Here is a 17,513-nt window from a genome sequence, read left to right as displayed (position 1 = left end):
GCGGCCGCTGTCGGAGGCGGCGCGAGGTGGCAGGTGTGCCGGGCAGGGTGGGAAAGCGGCTCACCCCCTTTGTATGGGGCGGCACCCTGCCAGGGTCAACGCGAGACTGTGCCAGCCTACCAAAAACCATGCCAAGCCCCAGGCGGCGCCAGGCTTTTTCGCGGGCCGTCAAGCGGCCCGATCAGTGGGAAAAAATATCGGGCTCGGCATAGCCCATCAGGTCGAGCTGGCCGCGCGCCGGCAGGAAGCGGAAGCAGGCCTCGGCCAGCTCCAGCCGGCCCTCGCGCTTCAGCAGCGCCTCCAGCCGGTCCCAGAGCGCATGCAGGTGCAGCACGTCGGAGGCGGCATAGGCCAGCTGCTCCGGCGTCAGCTCGGCCGCGCCCCAGTCGGAGCTCTGCTGCTGCTTGGAGATGTCGACGCCGAGCAGCTCGCGGCAGAGATCCTTCAGCCCGTGCCGCTCGGTGAAGGTGCGGACCAGCTTGGCGGCGATCTTGGTGCAGCGCACGGGGGCGCATTCGACGCCGAGCGCCGCGCGCAGGATGGCGACGTCGAAGCGGGCGAAGTGGAACAGCTTGGTGACCTGCGGTTCGGCCAGCAGCGCCTTCAGGTTCGGGCAGTCGGCACCGCGCCCGCCCAGCGCCTCGGGGATGATCTGCACGCAATGCGCCGTGCCGTCGCCGGCCGAGAGCTGCACCAGGCAGAGCCGGTCGCGGCGCGGGTCGAGGCCCATGGTCTCGGTGTCGATCGCGACGACGCGGCCGAAATCGAGGCCGGCGGGCAGGTCATGTTTGTGGAGCTTGATCATCTTCGGCACGAAGAGCGTCTGTGCCATCCTCGCCATCCCCCGGCTTCCTGTCGAACCATGTGCCACCCTTGGGTGGCAGTCCCCGTAGTGCAGGGGGAGGGGGTAGATATGCCCAGGAAAGGACTCGAACCTTCACGACCTTGCGGTCACTGGCACCTGAAGCCAGCGCGTCTACCAATTCCACCACCTGGGCGAGGGGCGAAGTGCCTTGCGGCGTGGAGGGGCTTTTATGGGCGGCGCGGCCCCCCGTCAACGGGGGTTTTTACAAAATTACGACCGGCGATTGATCGGACGGCAAGCGGGGGCCTGGCCGGCGGCGCCATCACCCGCCGTGATGGCGGTGATCCGGGCGGCGGCATCGCCGCCGGGGCGGCGGCGGGCCTATCCAGGGGACCAGCAACGACCCGCTTCCAGGAGACCCCGCCGATGATCGAGATCCGTCCCTTCGCCAGCCTGGGCCGCGCCGAGCATGGCTGGCTCTCGGCCCGCCACCACTTCGCCTTCGGTCCCTACCGCGAGGCCGGCCGCATGGGCTGGGGCCGCATCCGGGTCTGGAACGACGATGCCATCGCGCCGGGCACCGGCTTCGACCCGCATCCGCACCGCGACATGGAGATCCTGACCTATGTCCGCGAGGGCGCGATCAGCCATCGCGACAACCTGGGCAACCAGGGGCGCACCGAGGCCGGCGACGTGCAGGTCATGTCGGCCGGCAGCGGCATCACCCATGCCGAATACAATCTGGAGCCGGTGACCACGACGCTGTTCCAGATCTGGATCACGCCGGACCGGCTGGGCCTGCCGCCGCGCTGGGGCAGCCGCGCCTTCCCGCGCGAGACCGGCGCCGGCTTCCAGCTCCTGGCCAGCGGGCGGGAGGTCGAGGCCGGCGGCGACGCGCTGCCGCTGAACGCCGATGCCGCGGTGCTGGCGGCCCGGCTGGGCGCCGGGGAGGTGGCGACGGCCGCGCTGGCGGCAGGGCGGATGGGCTACCTGGTCGTCGCCCGCGGCAGCGTCACGCTGAACGGCCAGCGCCTCGGCGAGCGCGATGCCGCGGCGATCGAGGGCGCCGAGACCCTGGCCCTGGCCGCCGGCGAGGAGGGGGCGGAGCTGGTGCTGGTGGAGACCGCGCCGGCCGCCGCCTGAGCGCTCAGCCCTCGCGCGGTGCCAGCCTGCCAGGGCCGGGCAGCCCAGGGCCGGGCAGCGCCGGGGCCGGCTCAGGCAGGACAGCGGCGGGGGTGGGAGCGGGGGCGGAGGCAGGGACAGGCACAGGCACCGCCTCGGCCGGCGCCCGCTGCTCGGTGATGCGCTCGATGCGGTGGGCCAGCTCGGGCGCCTCGGCGAGGAGGCGGTGGAAATCGGCCGCACCCAGCTCCAGCAGGTGGCAGAAGCTGGTGGCGCGCGCCCGGCCGGCGCGGCGCGCCGGATGGATCACCTCGGCCTCGCCCAGCACGTCGCCATGGGTCAGCAGCACCTCGCGGCCGTCCTGCTGCAGCACCGCCTCGCCGCGGCTGATGAAATAGACCGAGCGGGCGCGCTGGCGCGGACGGTAGATCCATTCGCCCGGCACCACGAAGCGGCTGGTGACGCTCATCGCCAGGTCGTGCAGCAAGGCCTCCTGCAGCCCGGCGAACACCGGGAACTCGGCGATCCGCTTGTCGAGGCCGGACTGGATGTTGAACTGCAGCGGCCGGGCGATCTGCTGGCGCATCGCCTCCAGCCCGCGCATCAGCTCGTCATGCAGCTCCTCGCCGACCAGGGATTCGCGCTGCAGCGTGGCGTATTCCTCGGCCTCCAGCCGGATGCCCAGCTGGCGCAGCAGCCGCGTCTCCAGCGCCTCGGCATAGCCCGGATACTGCAGGCGCAGCGTGTCCATGGCGTCCTGCAGCAGCTCCTCGCGGCGGCCGACGATGTCGCGCACCACCTCGGTCACCCGCTCGCCGAGCACCGGCTCCATGCGGCGGCGCATGAAGCGCGCCATCGAGGTGGCGACCAGGCGGCTGAGCAGCAGCATCTCGAAGCGCTCGGCCATGCAGTGCATCAGCGGCTTGTCGATGCGGAACTGGCGGTGCAGCCATTGCGCGACATGGAAGCGCGGCCCCGGCTGCAGCCGGCGGCGGGCGGCCTGGATATAGCCCAGCCGCCCCTCGGCCCGGGCGCCGTCGATCATGCTCTCGGCGCTCCACAGCAGGCTTTCCATGACGCGGCGCGACAGGCCCTGCTCCTGGAACAGCTCGAGCAGCACCGAGCGTTCCTGGCTGGCGAAGGTGATCAGGCCGAGTGTGACCCGCTCGCGGTCGCTGATGGCGGTGTCGAAGGTATTGGCGGCGGTCTCCACCTTCACCCGGCGGTCGTAGAGGGCGGCGACATGGGCGGTGGGGGGCGCCGAGAAGCCGTAATCGCCGGCGGTGTCGCGCAGCTTGTCGCGCACCTCGCCGAGGCCGATGGCGACCACCTGGTTGCGCAGCGCCTGGTCGGCCGGCGACAGCCGGTCGAGCTTCAGGAAATGCACCAGGAAGCGCAGGGTGGTGCCGTTCACCAGCAGCGTCGACAGCACGTAGCCGGTGGCGACGATGGCGACGAACTGCTGCACCTGGGAGGGAACGGCGCCGTTCTCGGTCACCGACAGGGCCAGCGCCAGGGTGATGGCGCCGCGCAGGCCCCCCCAGAGCATGGTGACCTTGAAGGGGATCGGCACCCGCTGCGACAGCCGCAGCACCAGCAGGATCGGCATGACGCCGAACAGCACGGCGGCGCGCGCGGCGGTGGCGGCCAGGATGGTGACGCCGATCAGCAGCAGGTCGCGCTGCTCCATCCCCAGCATCAGCCGCGGCACCAGCATCGAGGCGAGGATGAAGACCATCGAGCTGGCCCAGAAGGACAGCTGCGCCCAGATGTCCTGCAGGAACTGCCAGCTCTGCGGCCGGAAGGTCGAGGGCCCGACCGCCGAGACGGTCAGCCCCGCCGCCGCCGCCGCCACCACGCCGGAAAACCCGAACACCTCGTCGCAGAGGATGTAGGCGACATAGGGCAGGGCGAGCGTCAGGGTGACCTCGGCGGTGCGGTTGCCGCCGAGCCAGGGCAGCGCCGCCAGCATCAGCCGGGCCAGCACGAAGCCCACCAGCAGCCCGCCGCCGAAGGAGGAGAGGAAGGTCAGCGCCGCCTGCAGCGGCGCGGCGGGATGCTGGCCGGTCAGCTGCGCCAGGAAGATGGTGAAGATCGAGATGGCGGCGGCGTCGTTCAGCAGGCTCTCGCCCTCGACCAGGCGGGTCAGCCGGCTGTTGGCGCCGATCTCGTGGAAGATGCCGACCACCGCCGAGGGGTCGGTGGTGGCCACGATGGCGCCCAGCATCAGGCAGGCGGTCAGCGGCACGCCGGAGATCGGGGCGAGGGCGAAGCCGATCGCCGCCGTGGTCACCACCACGGCGACCACCGCCATCACCAGGACCGGCGCCCAGTCGCGCGCCAGCCGCCGCACATCGATCGACAGCGCGCCGTGGAACACCAGGATCGGCAGGAAGATGAACAGGAAGACCTCGGCATTGACCGGGATGTGGATCAGCATCCCGGCGGCCTCGGTCAGCGCCGGCCCCTCATGCAGGTTCAGCAGCAGGGTGGCGCCGCCGCCGAGCAGCACGCCGACCACCGCCAGCATGACGGTGCTGGACAGCATCAGCCATCGGGCGAGCGGCTGGATGGCGCTGACGACGATCAGCAGGAGGGCGATGGCCAGCAGGGTATGGGGCAGCGTCGTCAGCATGCGTCTGTCAGTTCAATCCGGTTCGGCCGGTGCCGCGCGGCGGCACCGGGCGCTGCGGGGCGTCCGCCCCGCTATCCGGCAGCTTCAAGGCGAATATGGGGCGGGCCGGCCGCCCCGGGCAGGGCCGGGGCGGGGCCGTTGCAAAGCCTTACCCGCCGTCGCAGGCGGTCAGAAAGGCTTGGTCGTCGCCAGCAGGGCGATCAGCAGCAGCCCGGCCAGCGGCAGCCAGGGCTGCATCGCCAGCGGCTTCGGCTCGCCGGCCTTGTTGTCCAGCCGGCGCAGCCCGGCCGACTGCATCCCCTGCAGGGCCGAGAGCAGCAGCACCAGCAGCAGCTTGGCATGCAGCCAGCCCTGGCTGAACCAGCCGCCCTGGATCGCCAGCACCAGGCCCAGCACCCAGGTCAGCACCATGGCGACCGTGGAGACATGGCTGTCCCACAGCCGCATGCCCTGCAGCAGCCCGGGCGCGGCGCGGCCGTGCCGCAGCACCAGGGCATTGGCGACCATGCCGCCGCTCCAGGTGGCGATGGCGGTGACATGCAGGGCACGCAGCAACAGATAGCCGTCCATGGGCAGTTCCTTCGGGGCGCGCGCGCGGCGGGGGCGGGGGGCAGGGCGCCACCCCGTCCGCGCCGCCGCGGCATCTGGCAGATAGGACGCGATCGCGGCCGGGGAAGCCAGGGCCTGGGGAAGCCAGAGCTCGGGCAAGCCAGGGCCCGGCCGCCCCGCCCGCGTGATCCGGCGGTCAGAGCCGGATGATGAGCTTGCCGAAATTGCGCCCCTCGAGCAGGCCGATGAAGGCCTCCGGCGCCTGGTCGAGCCCGTCCACCACATGCTCGCGGAACTTCAGCGCGCCGTCGCGGAGCCAGGCGGCGCCACGCTCGCGCCAGACCGGCCAGGCATTCGGGTGGTCGGAGACGATGAAGCCCTGCAGCATCAGCTTGCGCCGCACCAGCACCGAGAGGTTCGGCCCCGGCGGCAGCGGCCGGGTGTTGTAGGTGGCGACGGTGCCGCAGAAGGCGATGCGGCCGAAGGCGCGCATGCGCGGCAGCACCGCCTCCTGCACCGCGCCGCCGACATTCTCGAAATAGACGTCGATCCCCTCCGGGCAGGCGGCGTCGAGCGCCCTGGCCAGGTCGCCGCGGTGGTCGAGGCAGTCGTCGAAGCCGAGCTCCTCCTTCACGTAGCGGCATTTCTCCGCCCCGCCGGCGATGCCGATGACGCGGCAGCCATACTTCTTGGCGATCTGCCCGGCGACGCCGCCGACCGCGCCGGAGGCGGCGCTGACCACGAAGACATCGCCCGGCTTCGGCCGGCCGATCTCGGTGACGCCGACCCAGGCGGTGGTGCCGGGCATGCCGAGCACGCCGAGATAGGCGGAATGCGGCACGCCGCCGCCATCCTTCGGCAGCTTCACCAGGCTGCTGCCATGTGCCGCCGAGAAGCCCTGCCAGCCGCGCGCGCCGCGCACCCAGTCGCCGGGGGCGAAGCCGTCATGGTGGCTCTCCAGCACCTCGGCCACGCATTCGCCCTCCATGACGCCGCCGAGCGGCACCGGCGCGGCATAGGAGGCGGTGTCGTCCATCCGGCCGCGCATATAGGGGTCGAGCGACAGGAAGCGGTGGCGCAGCAGCACCTCGCCGCGGCCGGGCACCGGCATCGCGGTCTCGACCCGCTCGAAATGCTCCGGGCCGGGGCGGTCCTTGGGGCGGGCCTTCAGCAGGATCTGCGGATTGCTCATGGCGGTTCTCCAGGATGGGTCGGGGGAGAGTCTTGGTCTTGCCGGCAGGCTTGCCAAGCCTCGGCGACGAACGGCACAAGGGACAAGCCGGCCACCCGGCCGCCCGTTCCCTCTGGATGTGCCCTCAGCATGACCCCTCCCGCCCCGCCGGCCCCGGACCTCGACCTGCTGGCGCTCGAGCGGGCGCGGCTGTTCGCGATGCTGGGGCGGCTGCTGGTGGCGCCGCCGGACGGGCCGCTGCTGGCCAGCCTGCGCGGGCTGCACGGCCTGCCGGACCGGCTGCTGGGCCAGGCCTATGGCCGGCTGGCGCGGGCGGCGCGGCAGACCGACCTGGCGGCGACCGAGGCCTCTTTCATCGCCGCCTTCGCCGGGCTGTCGCTGCTGGCGCGGGACCATGGCGGCGTCTTCGGGGCGCCGCTGGAGGCAGGCCTGGCGGCGCTCGGCGTCGGCCGGGCGGAGGGCGTGGCGGAGCCGGCCGACCATCTGGGCCTGCTCTGCGAGACCCTGGCCGGGCTGATCGCCGGCGTCTTCCCGGCCAGCCCCGGCGAGGAGGCGGCCTTCTTCGCCGCCTTCCTGGCCCCCTGGGCCGGGCGCTGCTTCGCCGCGCTGGCGGCGGTGGAGGGGGAGGAATTCTACGCCGCGATCGGCGCGCTCGGCCTGGCCGCGCTGGCGGTCGAGGACGCCGCCGCGCCGGCCGCGGCCGGCTAGCCGCCGGCGCGGCGGGCTTCCCTCGGCCGCCGCCAGGCGATAAGCCCTGGGGCATGCGCCTGATCGGACTGGCCGGCTGGAGCGGCGCCGGCAAAACCACCCTCCTGGCCAAGCTGATCCCCTGCCTGACCGGGCAGGGGCTGCGGGTCTCGACGATCAAGCACGCGCATCACCGCTTCGATGTCGACCAGCCGGGCAAGGACAGCTGGCTGCACCGCCAGGCGGGGGCCGGGCAGGTGCTGGTCGCCTCCAGCCAGCGCTGGGCGCTGATGACCGAGTTGCGCGGCGCGCCGGAGCCCTCGCTGGAAGAGCTGGTGGCGCAGCTGGCGCCGGTCGACCTGGTGCTGGTCGAGGGCTTCAAGCGCGACGGCCACCCGAAGCTCGAGGTGCGGCGGGAGGCGAACGGCAAGCCCTGGCTGCATCCGGACGACCCGATGATCCGGGCGGTCGCCGCCGACACGCCGAACCCGGCCGGGCTGCCGCAGGCCGGGCTGGAGGAGGTCGCCGCGGTGGCGGCGCTGGTGCTGCGCTTCGCCGTGCCATGGCGCAGCTGAGCGACGACTGCTTCGCCGCCGGCGAGGCGCTGCTCTCGGTCGAGGCGGCGGCGGCGCTGATCGCCGCCCGCGTGCCGCCGGTCACCGGCGCGGAGATGCTGCCGCTGGCGCAGCTGCGCGGCCGGGTGCTGGCGGCCGACTTGGCGGCCCCGCAGCCGCTGCCGCCCTTCTTCAACAGCGCCGTCGACGGCTATGCCTTCCGCCATGCCGATCTGGCGGCGGCGGGCGAGACGCGGCTGCCGCTGGCGGGCCGCCAGCCGGCGGGGCGGCCGGCCGTGGCGCTGGCGCCGGGGGCCGCCTGCCGCATCATGACCGGCGCCGCCATGCCGGCGGGCGCCGACACGGTGATCATGCAGGAGGATGTCCGGCTAGAGGATGGCGCGCTGTGGCTGCCGCCCGGCCTGCCGCGCGGCGCCAATTGCCGCCCGGCCGGCGAGGATTTGGCGCAGGGCGCGCGGGCGCTGCCGGCGGGGCGGCTGCTGGACCCGCCGGCGATCGCGCTGGCCGCGGCGCTCGGCCTGCCGGGGCTCGCCGTGCGGCGGCGGGTGCGGGTCGGCGTCTTCTCCACCGGCGACGAGCTGGCGCTGCCGGGCGCCCCGCTGGGCCCGGCGCAGACCTATGACGCCAACCGCTTCGCCCTGCTGGCGCTGCTCGGCGGCCTGCCGGTGGAGGCGGTCGATCTCGGCCTGCTGCCGGACCGGGCCGGGGCGACCGCCGCGGCGCTGCGCGCCGCCGCCGCCGGGCACGACCTGCTGCTGACCTCCGGCGGGGTCAGCCTGGGCGAGGAGGACCATGTCCGCGCCGCCATCGCGGCCGAGGGCAGCCTGGTGTTCTGGAAGCTGGCGGTGAAGCCGGGGCGGCCGGCGGCGATGGGGGTGGTCGGCGGCACGCCGGTGCTCGGCCTGCCGGGCAATCCGGTGGCGGCCTTCGTCACCTTCCTGCACCTGGCGCGGCCGCTGGTGCTGCGGCTGGCCGGCGCCACGCCCGCGCCGCTGCCGCGCTTCACCGCCGAGGCCGGCTTCGCGCATCGCAAGAAGGCCGGGCGGCGGGAATACCTGCGGGTCCGGCTGGTTGCCGGAGACGGGCTGCCGCGGGCCGAGAAACTCACCCGCGAGGGGGCCGGGCTGCTCTCCACCCTGGTGGACAGCGACGCCTTCGCCGAGCTGCCGGAAGCGCTGACCGAGATCGCCCCCGGCGACCGCGTCACGGTGCTGCCCTTCGCCGGCGTTCTCTGAATTCTCTCTCTGCAGGAGCTGGAAAAAAGATGTTCGTGGCGATGAACCGCTTCCAGGTGATCAAGGGGCTGGAAGCCGATTTCGAGACGGTCTGGACCAGCCGGGAATCGCATCTGCACAAGGTGCCCGGCTTCGTCGAGTTCCACCTGCTGCGCGGGCCCGCGCGCGACGACCACACCCTCTACGCCTCGCACACCATCTGGCGGAGCCGTGCCGATTTCGAGGAATGGACCCGGTCGGAGGCCTTCCGCCTGGCGCATCGCGGCGCCGGGCAGAGCAAGCCGCTCTATCTCGGCCCGCCTTCCTTCGAGGGTTTCGACGTCATCCAGACGGTCGCCCTGCCGGGGGCGACCGCGATGATCCTGCCGGAGGCCTGAGCTAGGCCGCGGTCCCGGCGCTGACCGGCGGGCAGAGCTCGGCCGCGGCCAGCTCCTGGCGCAGCCGGGCGATCAGCCAGCGGCCGGCCTGGCCCGGCAGGCGGCCGCGCTCGTGCACCACGTGCAGCGCCAGGCTGAAGCCGTCATGCTCCTGCATCTGCAGCCGCTTCAGCCGGCCCTCGGCGATCAGCGGCATCGCCTCGTGCTTCGGCATGTGGCACCAGCCGAACCCCTCGAGCAGGAACTTCATGCGGGTGTTGAGGTCGGCGAAGCGCCAGGTGCGCGGGCTGAGCACGCCCCGGGACCAGCCGCCGCGCGGCGAGCCATCGGTCAGGATCAGCTGCACATGCTCGGCGATCACCGCGCGGCTGATCGGCCCGGGCTCGGCCGCCAGCGGGTGGCTGGCCAGCACGACGGGGACCATCTCCACCATCATCAGCATCTCGGCCTCGAGATCGAGATGCGCGATCTCCTCCACCGGATAGATGGCGAGCTGCACCGTGCCGTCGCGCAGATGCCGCTCCGGCGCGCCGATGCCCTCGGTCAGCAGCGTCACCGGCAGGGTGGGGAACTCCTTCTTCAACCCGTGCAGCGCTGCCATGGCCGGCTTCGCCGGCAGCAGCGGATTGACCGAGAGCGACAGCTCGGGCTCCAGCCCGCCGGCGATGCTGTCGGCCCGCGCCCGCAGCATCTCGGCCGATTTCAGCAGGCGCCGCGCCTCGGCCAGGATCGCCTGGCCCGGCTCGGTCAGCTTCGGCAGCTTGGTGCTGCGGTCGAACAGCTTCAGGCGCAGATGCGCCTCCAGCGCCTGGATGCTCTGGCTGATCGCCGACTGCGCCCGGCCGAGCCGCCGGGCGGCGGCGGAGAACCCGCCACTGTCGGCCACGGCGACCAGGACACGAAGCTGGTCAAGGGTCAGCGGATCCATTTTTCCATCACCTGTGGCGATCACCGGAATCAGAGAACCCAGCTTACCAAGGATGGATGATGGCGCCACCGCCCTTCGCCCGCTTCCGGACGAAGCGAGCGGCCTTTCCGCTGCCCCTCCGGCACAACCTGGGCGGGTGCCGCCATCCTGCGGGGCCGCCCGCCCTGACGGGTCCCTGCGCAGCGGCCGGCTCCCCTCTTCAAGATGCCGTGCTCAGGCAGAGCGCATCCTGGCCCGTCGCAGGGGGGGGTGGGGCCGGGAAAACAGGGGCCTGGCCACCTTCGGCCGTCGCATCGCGCCGGTTTCGGGCGGGCGCCGCCGCTCTGGACGCGGGACGCGCGTTCCCGCCGCCCGTGAACCTCACAGGTTGTGGATGCGATGAATCGACAATTTGGGGTAGCGGGAGATGCAGTCAGGCGTTCATCTTGCAGGTGGATGAAACGCAGGGAGCACATCGTGACGGATGTCACCGCCGCTGAGGACGCCGTGCAGACCCTGGTCGCCGAGATCGAGAAGCTGGTGAAGGCCGGGGGTGGCAAGGCCGAGGAGGCCTTCCTCCTGTTGCAGCGAACGCTGGATCGCCAGCCGATTCTCTTCAGTCCCGCGGCCCTTCTCTGGGCCGAAGCAGCCAAGCTTCGCGACGATTTCTTCAGCGGGGCACGGCATTGAAGGTGGCCGCCGGGCTGATGCCGTGACGGGCTGAGGCGGCCCGGCTTGTTGCCCAGCGGGCCGGGCCGGACATCCGGCCGGCTCCGGCACGGCGCCCTGGATCGGCGCGATGTCCGGAGGAGACCTGCCGGGCCGAAGCCGGCGCCCCGGCGCGATCTCTGGACAAATCCTGTGGGGGGATTGCCGGGTGAGGGGATCGAACCCCCGACCTTCGGTTTACAAAACCGCTGCACTACCGCTGTGCTAACCCGGCCCGGCCAGAGGATGCGAAGACCCGGTCCGGCCCGCCTCTATTGCCGCCTTTGTCCGGGCGCAGCAATCCCCGATCGCGTCCCCGGCTTTCACCCCTGGCGGCGCGCCAGGGGGCTCGCCCGGGGGCTCGCCAGGGGACGCGCCAGCGGGTGCGGCGTCTCGGCGGGCGGGGCCAGGCTGGCATGGAGCGCCGGTCCCAGCTCGCGCAGCAGGCCGAGGCAGGCTTCGCGCTGGCGGCGTGCCTGCGCCAGGGCCAGGTCGCGCTCGTCCTCGGCGGCCTGGCGCGCCGCGCGGGCGGCGGCCAGATCCGCCGCCCAGCGCCGGCGCTCGGCGGCGATCAGCCGCAGCTCGGCCTCGCGCAGGGCGGTGAGGCGGGTGATCTCGGCCTCCAGCCGAGCATCGCGGGCGGCCTGGCTGGCGCGGCGCTCCTGCCGCCCGCCGCGCCAGGCCTGCCAGAGCTGCAGCAGCAGCCAAGCACCGAGGCCGAAGGCGCCGGTGCCCCAGACGCTGGCGCCCGGTGGCGGCTCAACCGGCAGAGAATCCATCGGGCGGGGCTCCGGCACAGGGGGGACTTGCATGGGCTGACGCTATTTGCATAATTGCAAATCTACAAGAACGAAAACGGAACATAAGCGTGAGGCCAGAGGCTCCCCTGGACGAGCAGCAGCAGGCGGCCAAGCGGCTGCTGGAGCAGATGCTGAAGGCGACCGGCCTGACCCCGTCGGAGCTGGCGCGGGCGGCGAAGCTGACGCCCTCCACCCTGACGCGCTTCCTGAACTCGCCGGTGCGCCACACCCTGTCGGCGCGCACCCTGGGCAAGCTCTCGGCCTATAGCGGCATCACGGTGCCGGCCGCGGTGCTGCCGGCGCCGCCGCCGGCCAGCGTGCCCGTGGTCGGCTATATCGGCGCCGGCGAGCAGGTGCTGCCCTTCGACGACGCGGCGCTGGGCGCCGGCCTGGAACAGGCCGACCCGCCGCCGGGCGCCGAGCCCGGCACCGTCGCCGTCGTGGTGCGCGGCGACAGCATGTTCCCCGCCTTCTGGGATGGCGACATTCTCTATTATTCGCGCGAGGCGGGCTTCGACCGTGACGGCTGCCTCTACAACGAATGCATCGTGAAGCTGCGCGACGGGCCGATCTACATCAAGCGGGTCACGCCCGGGGCCCAACCCGGCCGCTACACGCTGCAGAGCTACAACGCGCCACCGATGCCCGATGTCGCCATCGACTGGGCGGCGCCGGTGCAGTTCCAGGACAAGCGCCGCCGTCGCGCCAAGCCCTGACCGGGGCCGGTGCTTCTGCTATCTCCGGCTGCATGAGCGTCACCATGGACTGCGACATCGTCGTCTTCGACACCGAGACCACCGGCCTCGGCGCCGAGGACCGGGTGGTCTCGCTCGGCGCGGTGCGGCTGGGGCCCGATCTCGCCTTCCGCCAGGCGCTGCACCTGGTCTTCAACCCGAGGCGCGCCAGCCATTGGGCGGCCGAGCGGGTGCATGGCCTGACGACGGCCTTCCTCTCCCGCCAGCCGGGCTTCGTCGAGCATCTGGACGAGGTCCGCATGTTCTTCGCCGATGCGCGTCTGGTGGCGCACAATCTCGACTTCGACCGCCGCATGCTCGACCGCGAGTTCTCGCTGCACGGCGCGCCGGCGCTGGACATGAGGCGGGGCGGGCGCTGCACGCTCCGCGAATGGCAGCGGCGGCCGGAAGGCGGCAAGGGCGGGCTGGATGCGGTCATCGCCACGCTCGGCCTGCGCCGCCAGGGCGCGGTGCATGGTGCCTTCGAGGATGCGCTGCTGGCCGCCGCCGTGCTGCGGGCGCTGGACGGGCTGCCGCCGGACCTGCCCTGCGGCCTGCTGCCGCCGTCGAATGCGCGCGGCCTGCCCGCGGCGCCGCTCCGCGCGAGGGTGCCGAAGCCGCGGCCGCCCCGCGCCGGCCTCGCCGGCAGCCGGGTGGTGATCACCGGCGAGTTCCGCTCGATGACCCGCGACGAGGCCGAGGCGGCGCTGCTGGCCGCCGGCGCCCGCCGCCAGATGACGGTGAACGGGTTGACGGATTTCGTGGCGCTCGGCGCCGGGCCGGGCCGCGCCAAGCTGCGCAGCATCGCCGCGCTGCAGGAGGCCGGCGCCGGCCCGCGCCTGCTCGACGAGGCCGGCTTCCTGGCGCTGCTGGCCGAACCCTTCTAGCCGGAGCCTGCTAGCCGAACAGGAAGCCCAGCCGGTCCGCCTCGAAGACGCCGCAGGTCAGCGGCCCGCCGGACCAGGCGGCGGTGTCCAGGTTGATGCGGTTGTGCCGCACCTCCGGCTCGGCGCGCGCGGTATGGCCGTGCACCACCACGGCGCCGTGCCGCGCCTCGCTGGAGAGGAAGGGCTGCCGGATCCGGATCAGGTCCTCGGGCGCCTGGTCGTCCAGCGCCACCCCGGGCCGCACCCCGGCATGGACGAAGAAATAGCTGCCGGCGCGGTGGCTGCGGCGCAGCCCGCGCAGGAAGTCCAGATGCGCGGCCGGGATCCCGCCGGCCCATCCGGCCGGGCCGGCCGCCGGGTCCAGCCCGTAGCTGGCCAGCGTCGCCCGGCCGCCGCACCAGAGCCAGTCGGCGACATCCCCCGGCGCGCCCTCGAGCGCCGCCAGCAGCGCCGCCTCGTGGTTGCCGGTGAGGCAGACCGCCTGCAGCCCCGGCGGCGCGGCGGCCCGGGCCAGGAAGGCGAGCACGCCGGCGCTGTCATCCCCCTTGTCGATATAGTCGCCCAGATGCAGCAGCGTGGCGCGGGCGACCGGGCGGGCCTCGAGATCCTCGGCGATGCGGGCGTGCAGCGCGGCCAGGCGGCCAGCGCAGCCATGCAGGTCACCGATGGCGTAGAGCCGCTCGCCGGGGGGCAGGCTGGCCGGGGCAGGGTCGAAGCAGAGCATGAGCCCAGCCTAGGCCCGCCCTGCCACGGCTGGCGACCGGACATTTTCTGCATGCCTTACGGAATATCATGCGCCCTCAGCATGGCCGGGACGCCAAGTTCGCTGCCCCGCCGCAACGGAGTCTGTGGCAAGACGCCGCCGCCGTCAGAGGAGGCGAGACCATGCGCTGCACCCCCGTCCTGCATCGTCCGCCGCTCAGCCTCGGGCGCCGCCTGCTGCTGGCGGCGCATCAGGCCGCCGACGACCAGGACCTGCGCCTGGCGGCCCAGCTCCTGGCCATGCTGGAGCTGGAGCTGAAGGCGCGGCCCGGCGCCGACCGTCATGCCCTGCGGGATGCCATGATCTACATGCATGAGATGCTGTGGTTCATGCGTCGCCCGGCGGCTGAGTCGCTGCCGGCCTGACCGGCCCGCTGCCGGTGGTGCCGCGCCAGGCCAGCCAGCCGCGCAGCGCCAGCCAGCAGCCCATCGCCCAGGCCGCCCCCAGGCACCAGCCCGCCAGCACATCGGTCGGCCAGTGCACGCCGAGATAGACCCGGCTGCCGCCGACCAGCAGGGTCAGCAGGATCGCCGTTCCCAGCAGATAGGCCTTCAGCCGCCGCCCCTGCGCCACGCCGGCCAGCAGCGTGCCCAGCGTCAGGTAGCAGGCGGCCGAGAGCATCGCATGGCCGGAGGGAAAGCTGGCCGTGTGCACCTCGGCCAGATGCGCCACCAGCTCCGGGCGCGGCCGGTCGAAGCCCTGCTTCAGCAGCGAGTTCAGCGCCATCGCGCCGGCGAAGGACACCAGCAGCAGTCCGGCCGACAGCCGCTTCCGCGCCAGCAGCAGGTAGCCGAAGGACAGCACCCCGATCAGCAGCAGCACCGCGTGGCTGCCGAGCGAGGTGAAGTCGCGCATCATGATCTCGAGCCAGAAGGGCCCGATCGGGTCCGCGGTATCGGCCGGGTTGCGCAGCGCCAGCAGGATGCCCTCGTCGAAGGCATGGGTATCGCCTTCGAAGGTCTCGTCGACCAGCGCGGCGAAGCCGAGCAGCGAGCCGGCGCAGGCCAGCAGCGCCGCCAGCATGACGAATTGCCCCCAGCCGAAGCCCTGCGCCCGCCGCCTGATCCAGCCCTGCATGCCCGTCCCCCTCGCCTGCCGCCACGGTGAAGCCCGGGGATAAAGCCGGGGCGGCGGCATTGTTTCTGGCGGCATTGTTTCTTCCGGGCCGAGGCGCGCCTGCATCCTTCGCAGTCGGGCCGCGTTCTGCCACGGTCACGCCGCCCCCCTTTGTCGGAATCCCCGCCGCATGGCCCAGCATGCCCTGCTGATCGTCAACCGACAGGCCCGCAACGGTGGCGCGGCCATCGACGCGGCGCTGGCGGTGCTGCGCCAGGCCGGCTGGCAGCTGGCCGAGCATGGCTTCCAGCCCGGCCAGACCGCCGCCGAGGTGATCCGCGCCCGGGCGGGGGAGGGCTTCACCGCCGTCATCCTGGGCGGCGGCGACGGCACGCTGAACGCCGCCGCGCCGGCGCTGATCGAGACCGGCCTGCCCTTCGGCATCCTGCCGCTCGGCACCGCCAATGATCTGGCCCGCAGCCTGGAGATCCCGCCCGACCCGGTGGAGGCCGCCCGCATCATCGCCGGTGGCCTGACCCGGCCGATCGACCTCGGCGAGGTCAATGGCCTGCCCTATTTCAACGTCGCCAGCATCGGCTTCAGCGCGCAGCTCGCCGCCGGGCTGGGGCAGGACGAGAAGAAGCGCTGGGGCAAGCTCGGCTATGCGCTGGCCGCCTTCCGCCTGCTGCGCCGGGTGCGCCCCTTCACCGCCTGGCTGGCGCATGACGGCAAGGTCGAGCGCGTCCGCACCATCCAGGTGTCGGTCGGCAATGGCCGCCACTATGGCGGCGGCATGACGGTGCAGAGCGACGCCCGCCCCGATGACGGGAAGCTTGACCTCTACAGCCTGGAGCTCGACCATTGGTGGCGGCTGCTGGCGCTGCTGCCGGCGCTGCGCCGCGGCACCCAGGGCCAGTGGAAGGACGTCCGCGCCTTTCCGACTACCGCCTGCGAGGTGCGCACCCGGCGCCGTATGCCGGTCAACACCGATGGCGAGATCAACACCCATACCCCCGCCCGCTTCCGGCTGCTGCCGAAGGCGGTCCGGGTCTTCGTGCCCGCCGACCGCCCCGAGGGGAGCTTCTCGTGATGGACGCCCTGATGACGCTGGCCGCCGATCCGGCGGTCTGGATCGCGCTGGTCTCGCTGGTGGCGATGGAGGTCGTGCTCGGCATCGACAACCTCATCTTCATCTCGATCATCACCAACAAGCTGCCGGCGCACCAGCAGGAGAAGGCGCGGCGCATCGGCATCGGCCTGGCGCTGGTGATGCGCCTCGCGCTGCTCGGCACCGTGGCGCTGATCGTGCGCGCCACCGCCCCGGTCTTCGAGGTCTTCGGCCATGCCTTCTCCTGGCGCGACCTGATCCTGATCGCCGGCGGCCTGTTCCTGGTCTGGAAGGCGACCAAGGAGATCCACCACAATGTCGACCCGCCGGCCGAGGGCGACATGTTCGACGGCAAGGGCGCGACGCTGGGCTACGGCGCCGCCATCGTGCAGATCCTGCTGCTGGACCTGGTCTTCTCGGTCGACAGCATCATCACCGCGGTCGGCATGACGCCGCATGTGCCGATCATGGTCATCGCCGTGCTGGTCGCCGTGACCGTCATGCTGCTGGCCGCCAATCCGCTGGCGGAATTCATCAAGCGCAACCCCACCGTGGTGATGCTGGCCCTGGCCTTCCTGATGATGATCGGCATGACGCTGATCGCCGAGGGCATGGGGGCGCATGTGCCCAAGGGCTATATCTACGCGGCCATGGCCTTCTCGGTGGTCGTCGAGGGGCTGAACATGCTGTCGCGCCGGGCCGCCCGGCGCGGAGGCAACCCTTCCAAAGATTAACGCGTTGTCATCTTTGCCGATCACGCAAAGAGGAGAGACGCATGAGCCTGCCCATCGCCATCGAGCGCCGCCTGCTGACCGGTCAGGAATTCGAGCTGGTGGCCCGCAGCCACTACCCGGCCCTGTGCAGCCTGGAGCGGCCTGCCCTGGTCGAGCTGGCACGGCAGCTGCGCGACTACCGCGGCAAGGCCCGCGACGTCGCGCGGGAACGCCGCCGCGCCCAGCGCGGCAAGGCCGAGCCGCGCGGCACCAACCCCGAGGTCGCGCCCGAGGGGCTGACCCGCAAGAAGCAGGTCTTCGCCTCGGCGCTGAAGCGGGTGAACAAGGAATTGTCGCGCCAGCCGGAAACGCCGGAGACCCAGGGCGAGATCACCCGCCGCGCCCTGGCCATGAAGCGCGCCGCCCGGCTGCACCGCCACCCGACCAGCCGCCGCACCGCGCGCCACGGGATGAATCCGGTGGAAAGCCAGGCGGTGGAAGGGACCATCGACCCGCGGCGCGTCGGCAGCGTATCGCAGCAGGGCAGGGATTTTCAGGGGAAGAAGGATAGCTGAGGGTTCTTTTTTAGGAAAAAAGAACCAAAAAACTTTTTTCAGTTGGCGTCCCGCCTATGGCCTGAGGCGGGGCGCCAAACTGAAG

20 protein-coding genes and 2 tRNA genes are annotated in these 17,513 nt (G+C 72.4%); 12 read left to right on the top strand and 10 right to left on the bottom strand.

Annotated elements, in window-relative coordinates:
• Positions 1-181: 181 nt before the first annotated feature.
• Entirely contained in the window at positions 182-832 is a 651-nt protein-coding gene (locus tag WFI16_RS22475; protein ID WP_419900089.1) for a ribonuclease D, read from the bottom strand.
• Between the two features lie 82 nt (positions 833-914).
• Positions 915-998: transfer RNA gene (locus tag WFI16_RS22470), tRNA-Leu, on the bottom strand.
• Between the two features lie 233 nt (positions 999-1,231).
• Between WFI16_RS22470 and WFI16_RS22465 the strand changes: the two genes are divergently transcribed.
• Positions 1,232-1,948: a pirin family protein gene (locus WFI16_RS22465; protein ID WP_419900088.1), complete on the top strand. Its 717-nt coding sequence runs from the start codon at positions 1,232-1,234 to the stop codon at positions 1,946-1,948.
• A gap of 4 nt (positions 1,949-1,952) precedes the next feature.
• On the opposite strand, the gene WFI16_RS22460 is transcribed toward WFI16_RS22465, so the two are convergent.
• The 3 genes from WFI16_RS22460 to WFI16_RS22450 all read right to left on the bottom strand — a co-directional run bounded on the left by WFI16_RS22460 (position 1,953) and on the right by WFI16_RS22450 (position 6,303).
• Positions 1,953-4,562, bottom strand: coding sequence for a cation:proton antiporter domain-containing protein (locus WFI16_RS22460; protein ID WP_419900087.1), 2,610 nt, complete (start codon positions 4,560-4,562; stop codon positions 1,953-1,955).
• A 168-nt stretch (positions 4,563-4,730) separates the two neighbouring features.
• Positions 4,731-5,132: a CopD family protein gene (locus WFI16_RS22455; protein ID WP_419900086.1), complete on the bottom strand. Its 402-nt coding sequence runs from the start codon at positions 5,130-5,132 to the stop codon at positions 4,731-4,733.
• A gap of 175 nt (positions 5,133-5,307) precedes the next feature.
• On the bottom strand, positions 5,308-6,303 hold the full coding sequence (locus WFI16_RS22450; RefSeq protein WP_419900085.1) for an NADP-dependent oxidoreductase: 996 nt from the start codon (positions 6,301-6,303) through the stop codon (positions 5,308-5,310).
• A 129-nt stretch (positions 6,304-6,432) separates the two neighbouring features.
• On the opposite strand from WFI16_RS22450, the gene WFI16_RS22445 reads away from it, so the two are divergent.
• The 4 genes from WFI16_RS22445 to WFI16_RS22430 are packed head-to-tail and all read left to right on the top strand — an operon-like array spanning position 6,433 to position 9,177.
• A complete protein-coding gene (locus WFI16_RS22445) occupies positions 6,433-7,011 on the top strand; it encodes a TorD/DmsD family molecular chaperone (RefSeq protein ID WP_419900084.1) in 579 nt (192 codons plus the stop codon).
• Positions 7,012-7,064: 53 nt separating this feature from the next.
• A complete protein-coding gene (gene mobB / locus WFI16_RS22440; protein ID WP_419900083.1) occupies positions 7,065-7,565 on the top strand; it encodes a molybdopterin-guanine dinucleotide biosynthesis protein B in 501 nt (166 codons plus the stop codon).
• Positions 7,553-8,800, top strand: coding sequence for a molybdopterin molybdotransferase MoeA (locus WFI16_RS22435; protein ID WP_419900082.1), 1,248 nt, complete (start codon positions 7,553-7,555; stop codon positions 8,798-8,800). The genes mobB and WFI16_RS22435 overlap by 13 nt, the downstream gene beginning before the upstream one ends.
• A gap of 29 nt (positions 8,801-8,829) precedes the next feature.
• Positions 8,830-9,177 carry an antibiotic biosynthesis monooxygenase family protein gene (locus WFI16_RS22430; protein WP_419900081.1) on the top strand — a complete coding sequence of 116 codons (348 nt, stop codon included), beginning with the start codon at positions 8,830-8,832 and terminating at the stop codon, positions 9,175-9,177.
• Position 9,178: 1 nt separating this feature from the next.
• Here WFI16_RS22430 and WFI16_RS22425 read toward each other — a convergent pair whose 3' ends face one another.
• Positions 9,179-10,105 (bottom strand): LysR family transcriptional regulator, encoded by a 927-nt coding sequence (locus WFI16_RS22425; RefSeq protein WP_419900080.1) that lies wholly within the window; start codon positions 10,103-10,105, stop codon positions 9,179-9,181.
• Positions 10,106-10,561: 456 nt separating this feature from the next.
• Here WFI16_RS22425 and WFI16_RS22420 point away from each other — a divergent pair, with 456 nt between their 5' ends.
• The gene (locus WFI16_RS22420) at positions 10,562-10,774 is read left to right on the top strand and encodes a hypothetical protein (protein WP_419900079.1); all 213 of its coding nucleotides are present in this window, start codon (positions 10,562-10,564) and stop codon (positions 10,772-10,774) included.
• Positions 10,775-10,955: 181 nt separating this feature from the next.
• Here WFI16_RS22420 and WFI16_RS22415 read toward each other — a convergent pair.
• Positions 10,956-11,027, bottom strand: a tRNA-Thr gene (locus WFI16_RS22415).
• A gap of 88 nt (positions 11,028-11,115) precedes the next feature.
• Complete coding sequence (locus WFI16_RS22410; protein WP_419900078.1) at positions 11,116-11,571, bottom strand: hypothetical protein; 456 nt, start codon at positions 11,569-11,571, stop codon at positions 11,116-11,118.
• Between the two features lie 89 nt (positions 11,572-11,660).
• Between WFI16_RS22410 and WFI16_RS22405 the strand changes: the two genes are divergently transcribed.
• The gene (locus WFI16_RS22405) at positions 11,661-12,308 is read left to right on the top strand and encodes a S24 family peptidase (protein ID WP_419900077.1); all 648 of its coding nucleotides are present in this window, start codon (positions 11,661-11,663) and stop codon (positions 12,306-12,308) included.
• A gap of 32 nt (positions 12,309-12,340) precedes the next feature.
• Positions 12,341-13,213, top strand: coding sequence for an exonuclease domain-containing protein (locus tag WFI16_RS22400; RefSeq protein ID WP_419900076.1), 873 nt, complete (start codon positions 12,341-12,343; stop codon positions 13,211-13,213).
• Positions 13,214-13,223: 10 nt separating this feature from the next.
• Here WFI16_RS22400 and WFI16_RS22395 read toward each other — a convergent pair whose 3' ends face one another.
• Complete coding sequence (locus tag WFI16_RS22395) at positions 13,224-13,937, bottom strand: metallophosphoesterase (protein WP_419900075.1); 714 nt, start codon at positions 13,935-13,937, stop codon at positions 13,224-13,226.
• 161 nt (positions 13,938-14,098) lie between these two features.
• On the opposite strand from WFI16_RS22395, the gene WFI16_RS22390 reads away from it, so the two are divergent.
• Entirely contained in the window at positions 14,099-14,341 is a 243-nt protein-coding gene (locus tag WFI16_RS22390) for a hypothetical protein (RefSeq protein ID WP_419900074.1), read from the top strand.
• On the opposite strand, the gene WFI16_RS22385 is transcribed toward WFI16_RS22390, so the two are convergent.
• Positions 14,304-15,053 carry a phosphatase PAP2 family protein gene (locus tag WFI16_RS22385; protein ID WP_419900073.1) on the bottom strand — a complete coding sequence of 250 codons (750 nt, stop codon included), beginning with the start codon at positions 15,051-15,053 and terminating at the stop codon, positions 14,304-14,306. The two genes, WFI16_RS22390 and WFI16_RS22385, sit on opposite strands and share 38 nt — an antisense overlap.
• Before the next feature lie 169 nt (positions 15,054-15,222).
• Between WFI16_RS22385 and WFI16_RS22380 the strand changes: the two genes are divergently transcribed.
• Genes WFI16_RS22380 through WFI16_RS22370 form a run of 3 tightly spaced genes read left to right on the top strand, consistent with a single transcriptional unit; the run spans position 15,223 to position 17,428 of the window.
• A complete protein-coding gene (locus tag WFI16_RS22380) occupies positions 15,223-16,122 on the top strand; it encodes a lipid kinase (protein WP_419900072.1) in 900 nt (299 codons plus the stop codon).
• Positions 16,122-16,874, top strand: coding sequence for a TerC family protein (locus WFI16_RS22375; RefSeq protein WP_419900071.1), 753 nt, complete (start codon positions 16,122-16,124; stop codon positions 16,872-16,874). The genes WFI16_RS22380 and WFI16_RS22375 overlap by 1 nt, the downstream gene beginning before the upstream one ends.
• A 41-nt stretch (positions 16,875-16,915) precedes the next feature.
• On the top strand, positions 16,916-17,428 hold the full coding sequence (locus tag WFI16_RS22370; RefSeq protein ID WP_419900070.1) for a hypothetical protein: 513 nt from the start codon (positions 16,916-16,918) through the stop codon (positions 17,426-17,428).
• Positions 17,429-17,513: the final 85 nt, after the last annotated feature.

Source organism: Roseomonas sp. USHLN139, from assembly GCF_037145735.1.
In the GTDB taxonomy this organism is placed as follows: Bacteria; Pseudomonadota; Alphaproteobacteria; order Acetobacterales; family Acetobacteraceae; genus Pseudoroseomonas.
The sequence above is the reverse complement of the archived record's forward strand: the minus strand, read 5'-3'. Positions and strand labels throughout refer to the sequence as shown.

Coding starts and splice junctions, on each gene's coding strand:
- WFI16_RS22475 (WP_419900089.1), bottom strand. CDS start 832: ATGGCACAGACGCTCTTCGTGCCGAAGATGATCAAGCTCCACAAACAT.
- WFI16_RS22465 (WP_419900088.1), top strand. CDS start 1,232: ATGATCGAGATCCGTCCCTTCGCCAGCCTGGGCCGCGCCGAGCATGGC.
- WFI16_RS22460 (WP_419900087.1), bottom strand. CDS start 4,562: ATGCTGACGACGCTGCCCCATACCCTGCTGGCCATCGCCCTCCTGCTG.
- WFI16_RS22455 (WP_419900086.1), bottom strand. CDS start 5,132: ATGGACGGCTATCTGTTGCTGCGTGCCCTGCATGTCACCGCCATCGCC.
- WFI16_RS22450 (WP_419900085.1), bottom strand. CDS start 6,303: ATGAGCAATCCGCAGATCCTGCTGAAGGCCCGCCCCAAGGACCGCCCC.
- WFI16_RS22445 (WP_419900084.1), top strand. CDS start 6,433: ATGACCCCTCCCGCCCCGCCGGCCCCGGACCTCGACCTGCTGGCGCTC.
- mobB (WP_419900083.1), top strand. CDS start 7,065: ATGCGCCTGATCGGACTGGCCGGCTGGAGCGGCGCCGGCAAAACCACC.
- WFI16_RS22435 (WP_419900082.1), top strand. CDS start 7,553: ATGGCGCAGCTGAGCGACGACTGCTTCGCCGCCGGCGAGGCGCTGCTC.
- WFI16_RS22430 (WP_419900081.1), top strand. CDS start 8,830: ATGTTCGTGGCGATGAACCGCTTCCAGGTGATCAAGGGGCTGGAAGCC.
- WFI16_RS22425 (WP_419900080.1), bottom strand. CDS start 10,105: ATGGATCCGCTGACCCTTGACCAGCTTCGTGTCCTGGTCGCCGTGGCC.
- WFI16_RS22410 (WP_419900078.1), bottom strand. CDS start 11,571: ATGGATTCTCTGCCGGTTGAGCCGCCACCGGGCGCCAGCGTCTGGGGC.
- WFI16_RS22400 (WP_419900076.1), top strand. CDS start 12,341: ATGAGCGTCACCATGGACTGCGACATCGTCGTCTTCGACACCGAGACC.
- WFI16_RS22395 (WP_419900075.1), bottom strand. CDS start 13,937: ATGCTCTGCTTCGACCCTGCCCCGGCCAGCCTGCCCCCCGGCGAGCGG.
- WFI16_RS22390 (WP_419900074.1), top strand. CDS start 14,099: ATGCGCTGCACCCCCGTCCTGCATCGTCCGCCGCTCAGCCTCGGGCGC.
- WFI16_RS22385 (WP_419900073.1), bottom strand. CDS start 15,053: ATGCAGGGCTGGATCAGGCGGCGGGCGCAGGGCTTCGGCTGGGGGCAA.
- WFI16_RS22380 (WP_419900072.1), top strand. CDS start 15,223: ATGGCCCAGCATGCCCTGCTGATCGTCAACCGACAGGCCCGCAACGGT.
- WFI16_RS22375 (WP_419900071.1), top strand. CDS start 16,122: ATGGACGCCCTGATGACGCTGGCCGCCGATCCGGCGGTCTGGATCGCG.
- WFI16_RS22370 (WP_419900070.1), top strand. CDS start 16,916: ATGAGCCTGCCCATCGCCATCGAGCGCCGCCTGCTGACCGGTCAGGAA.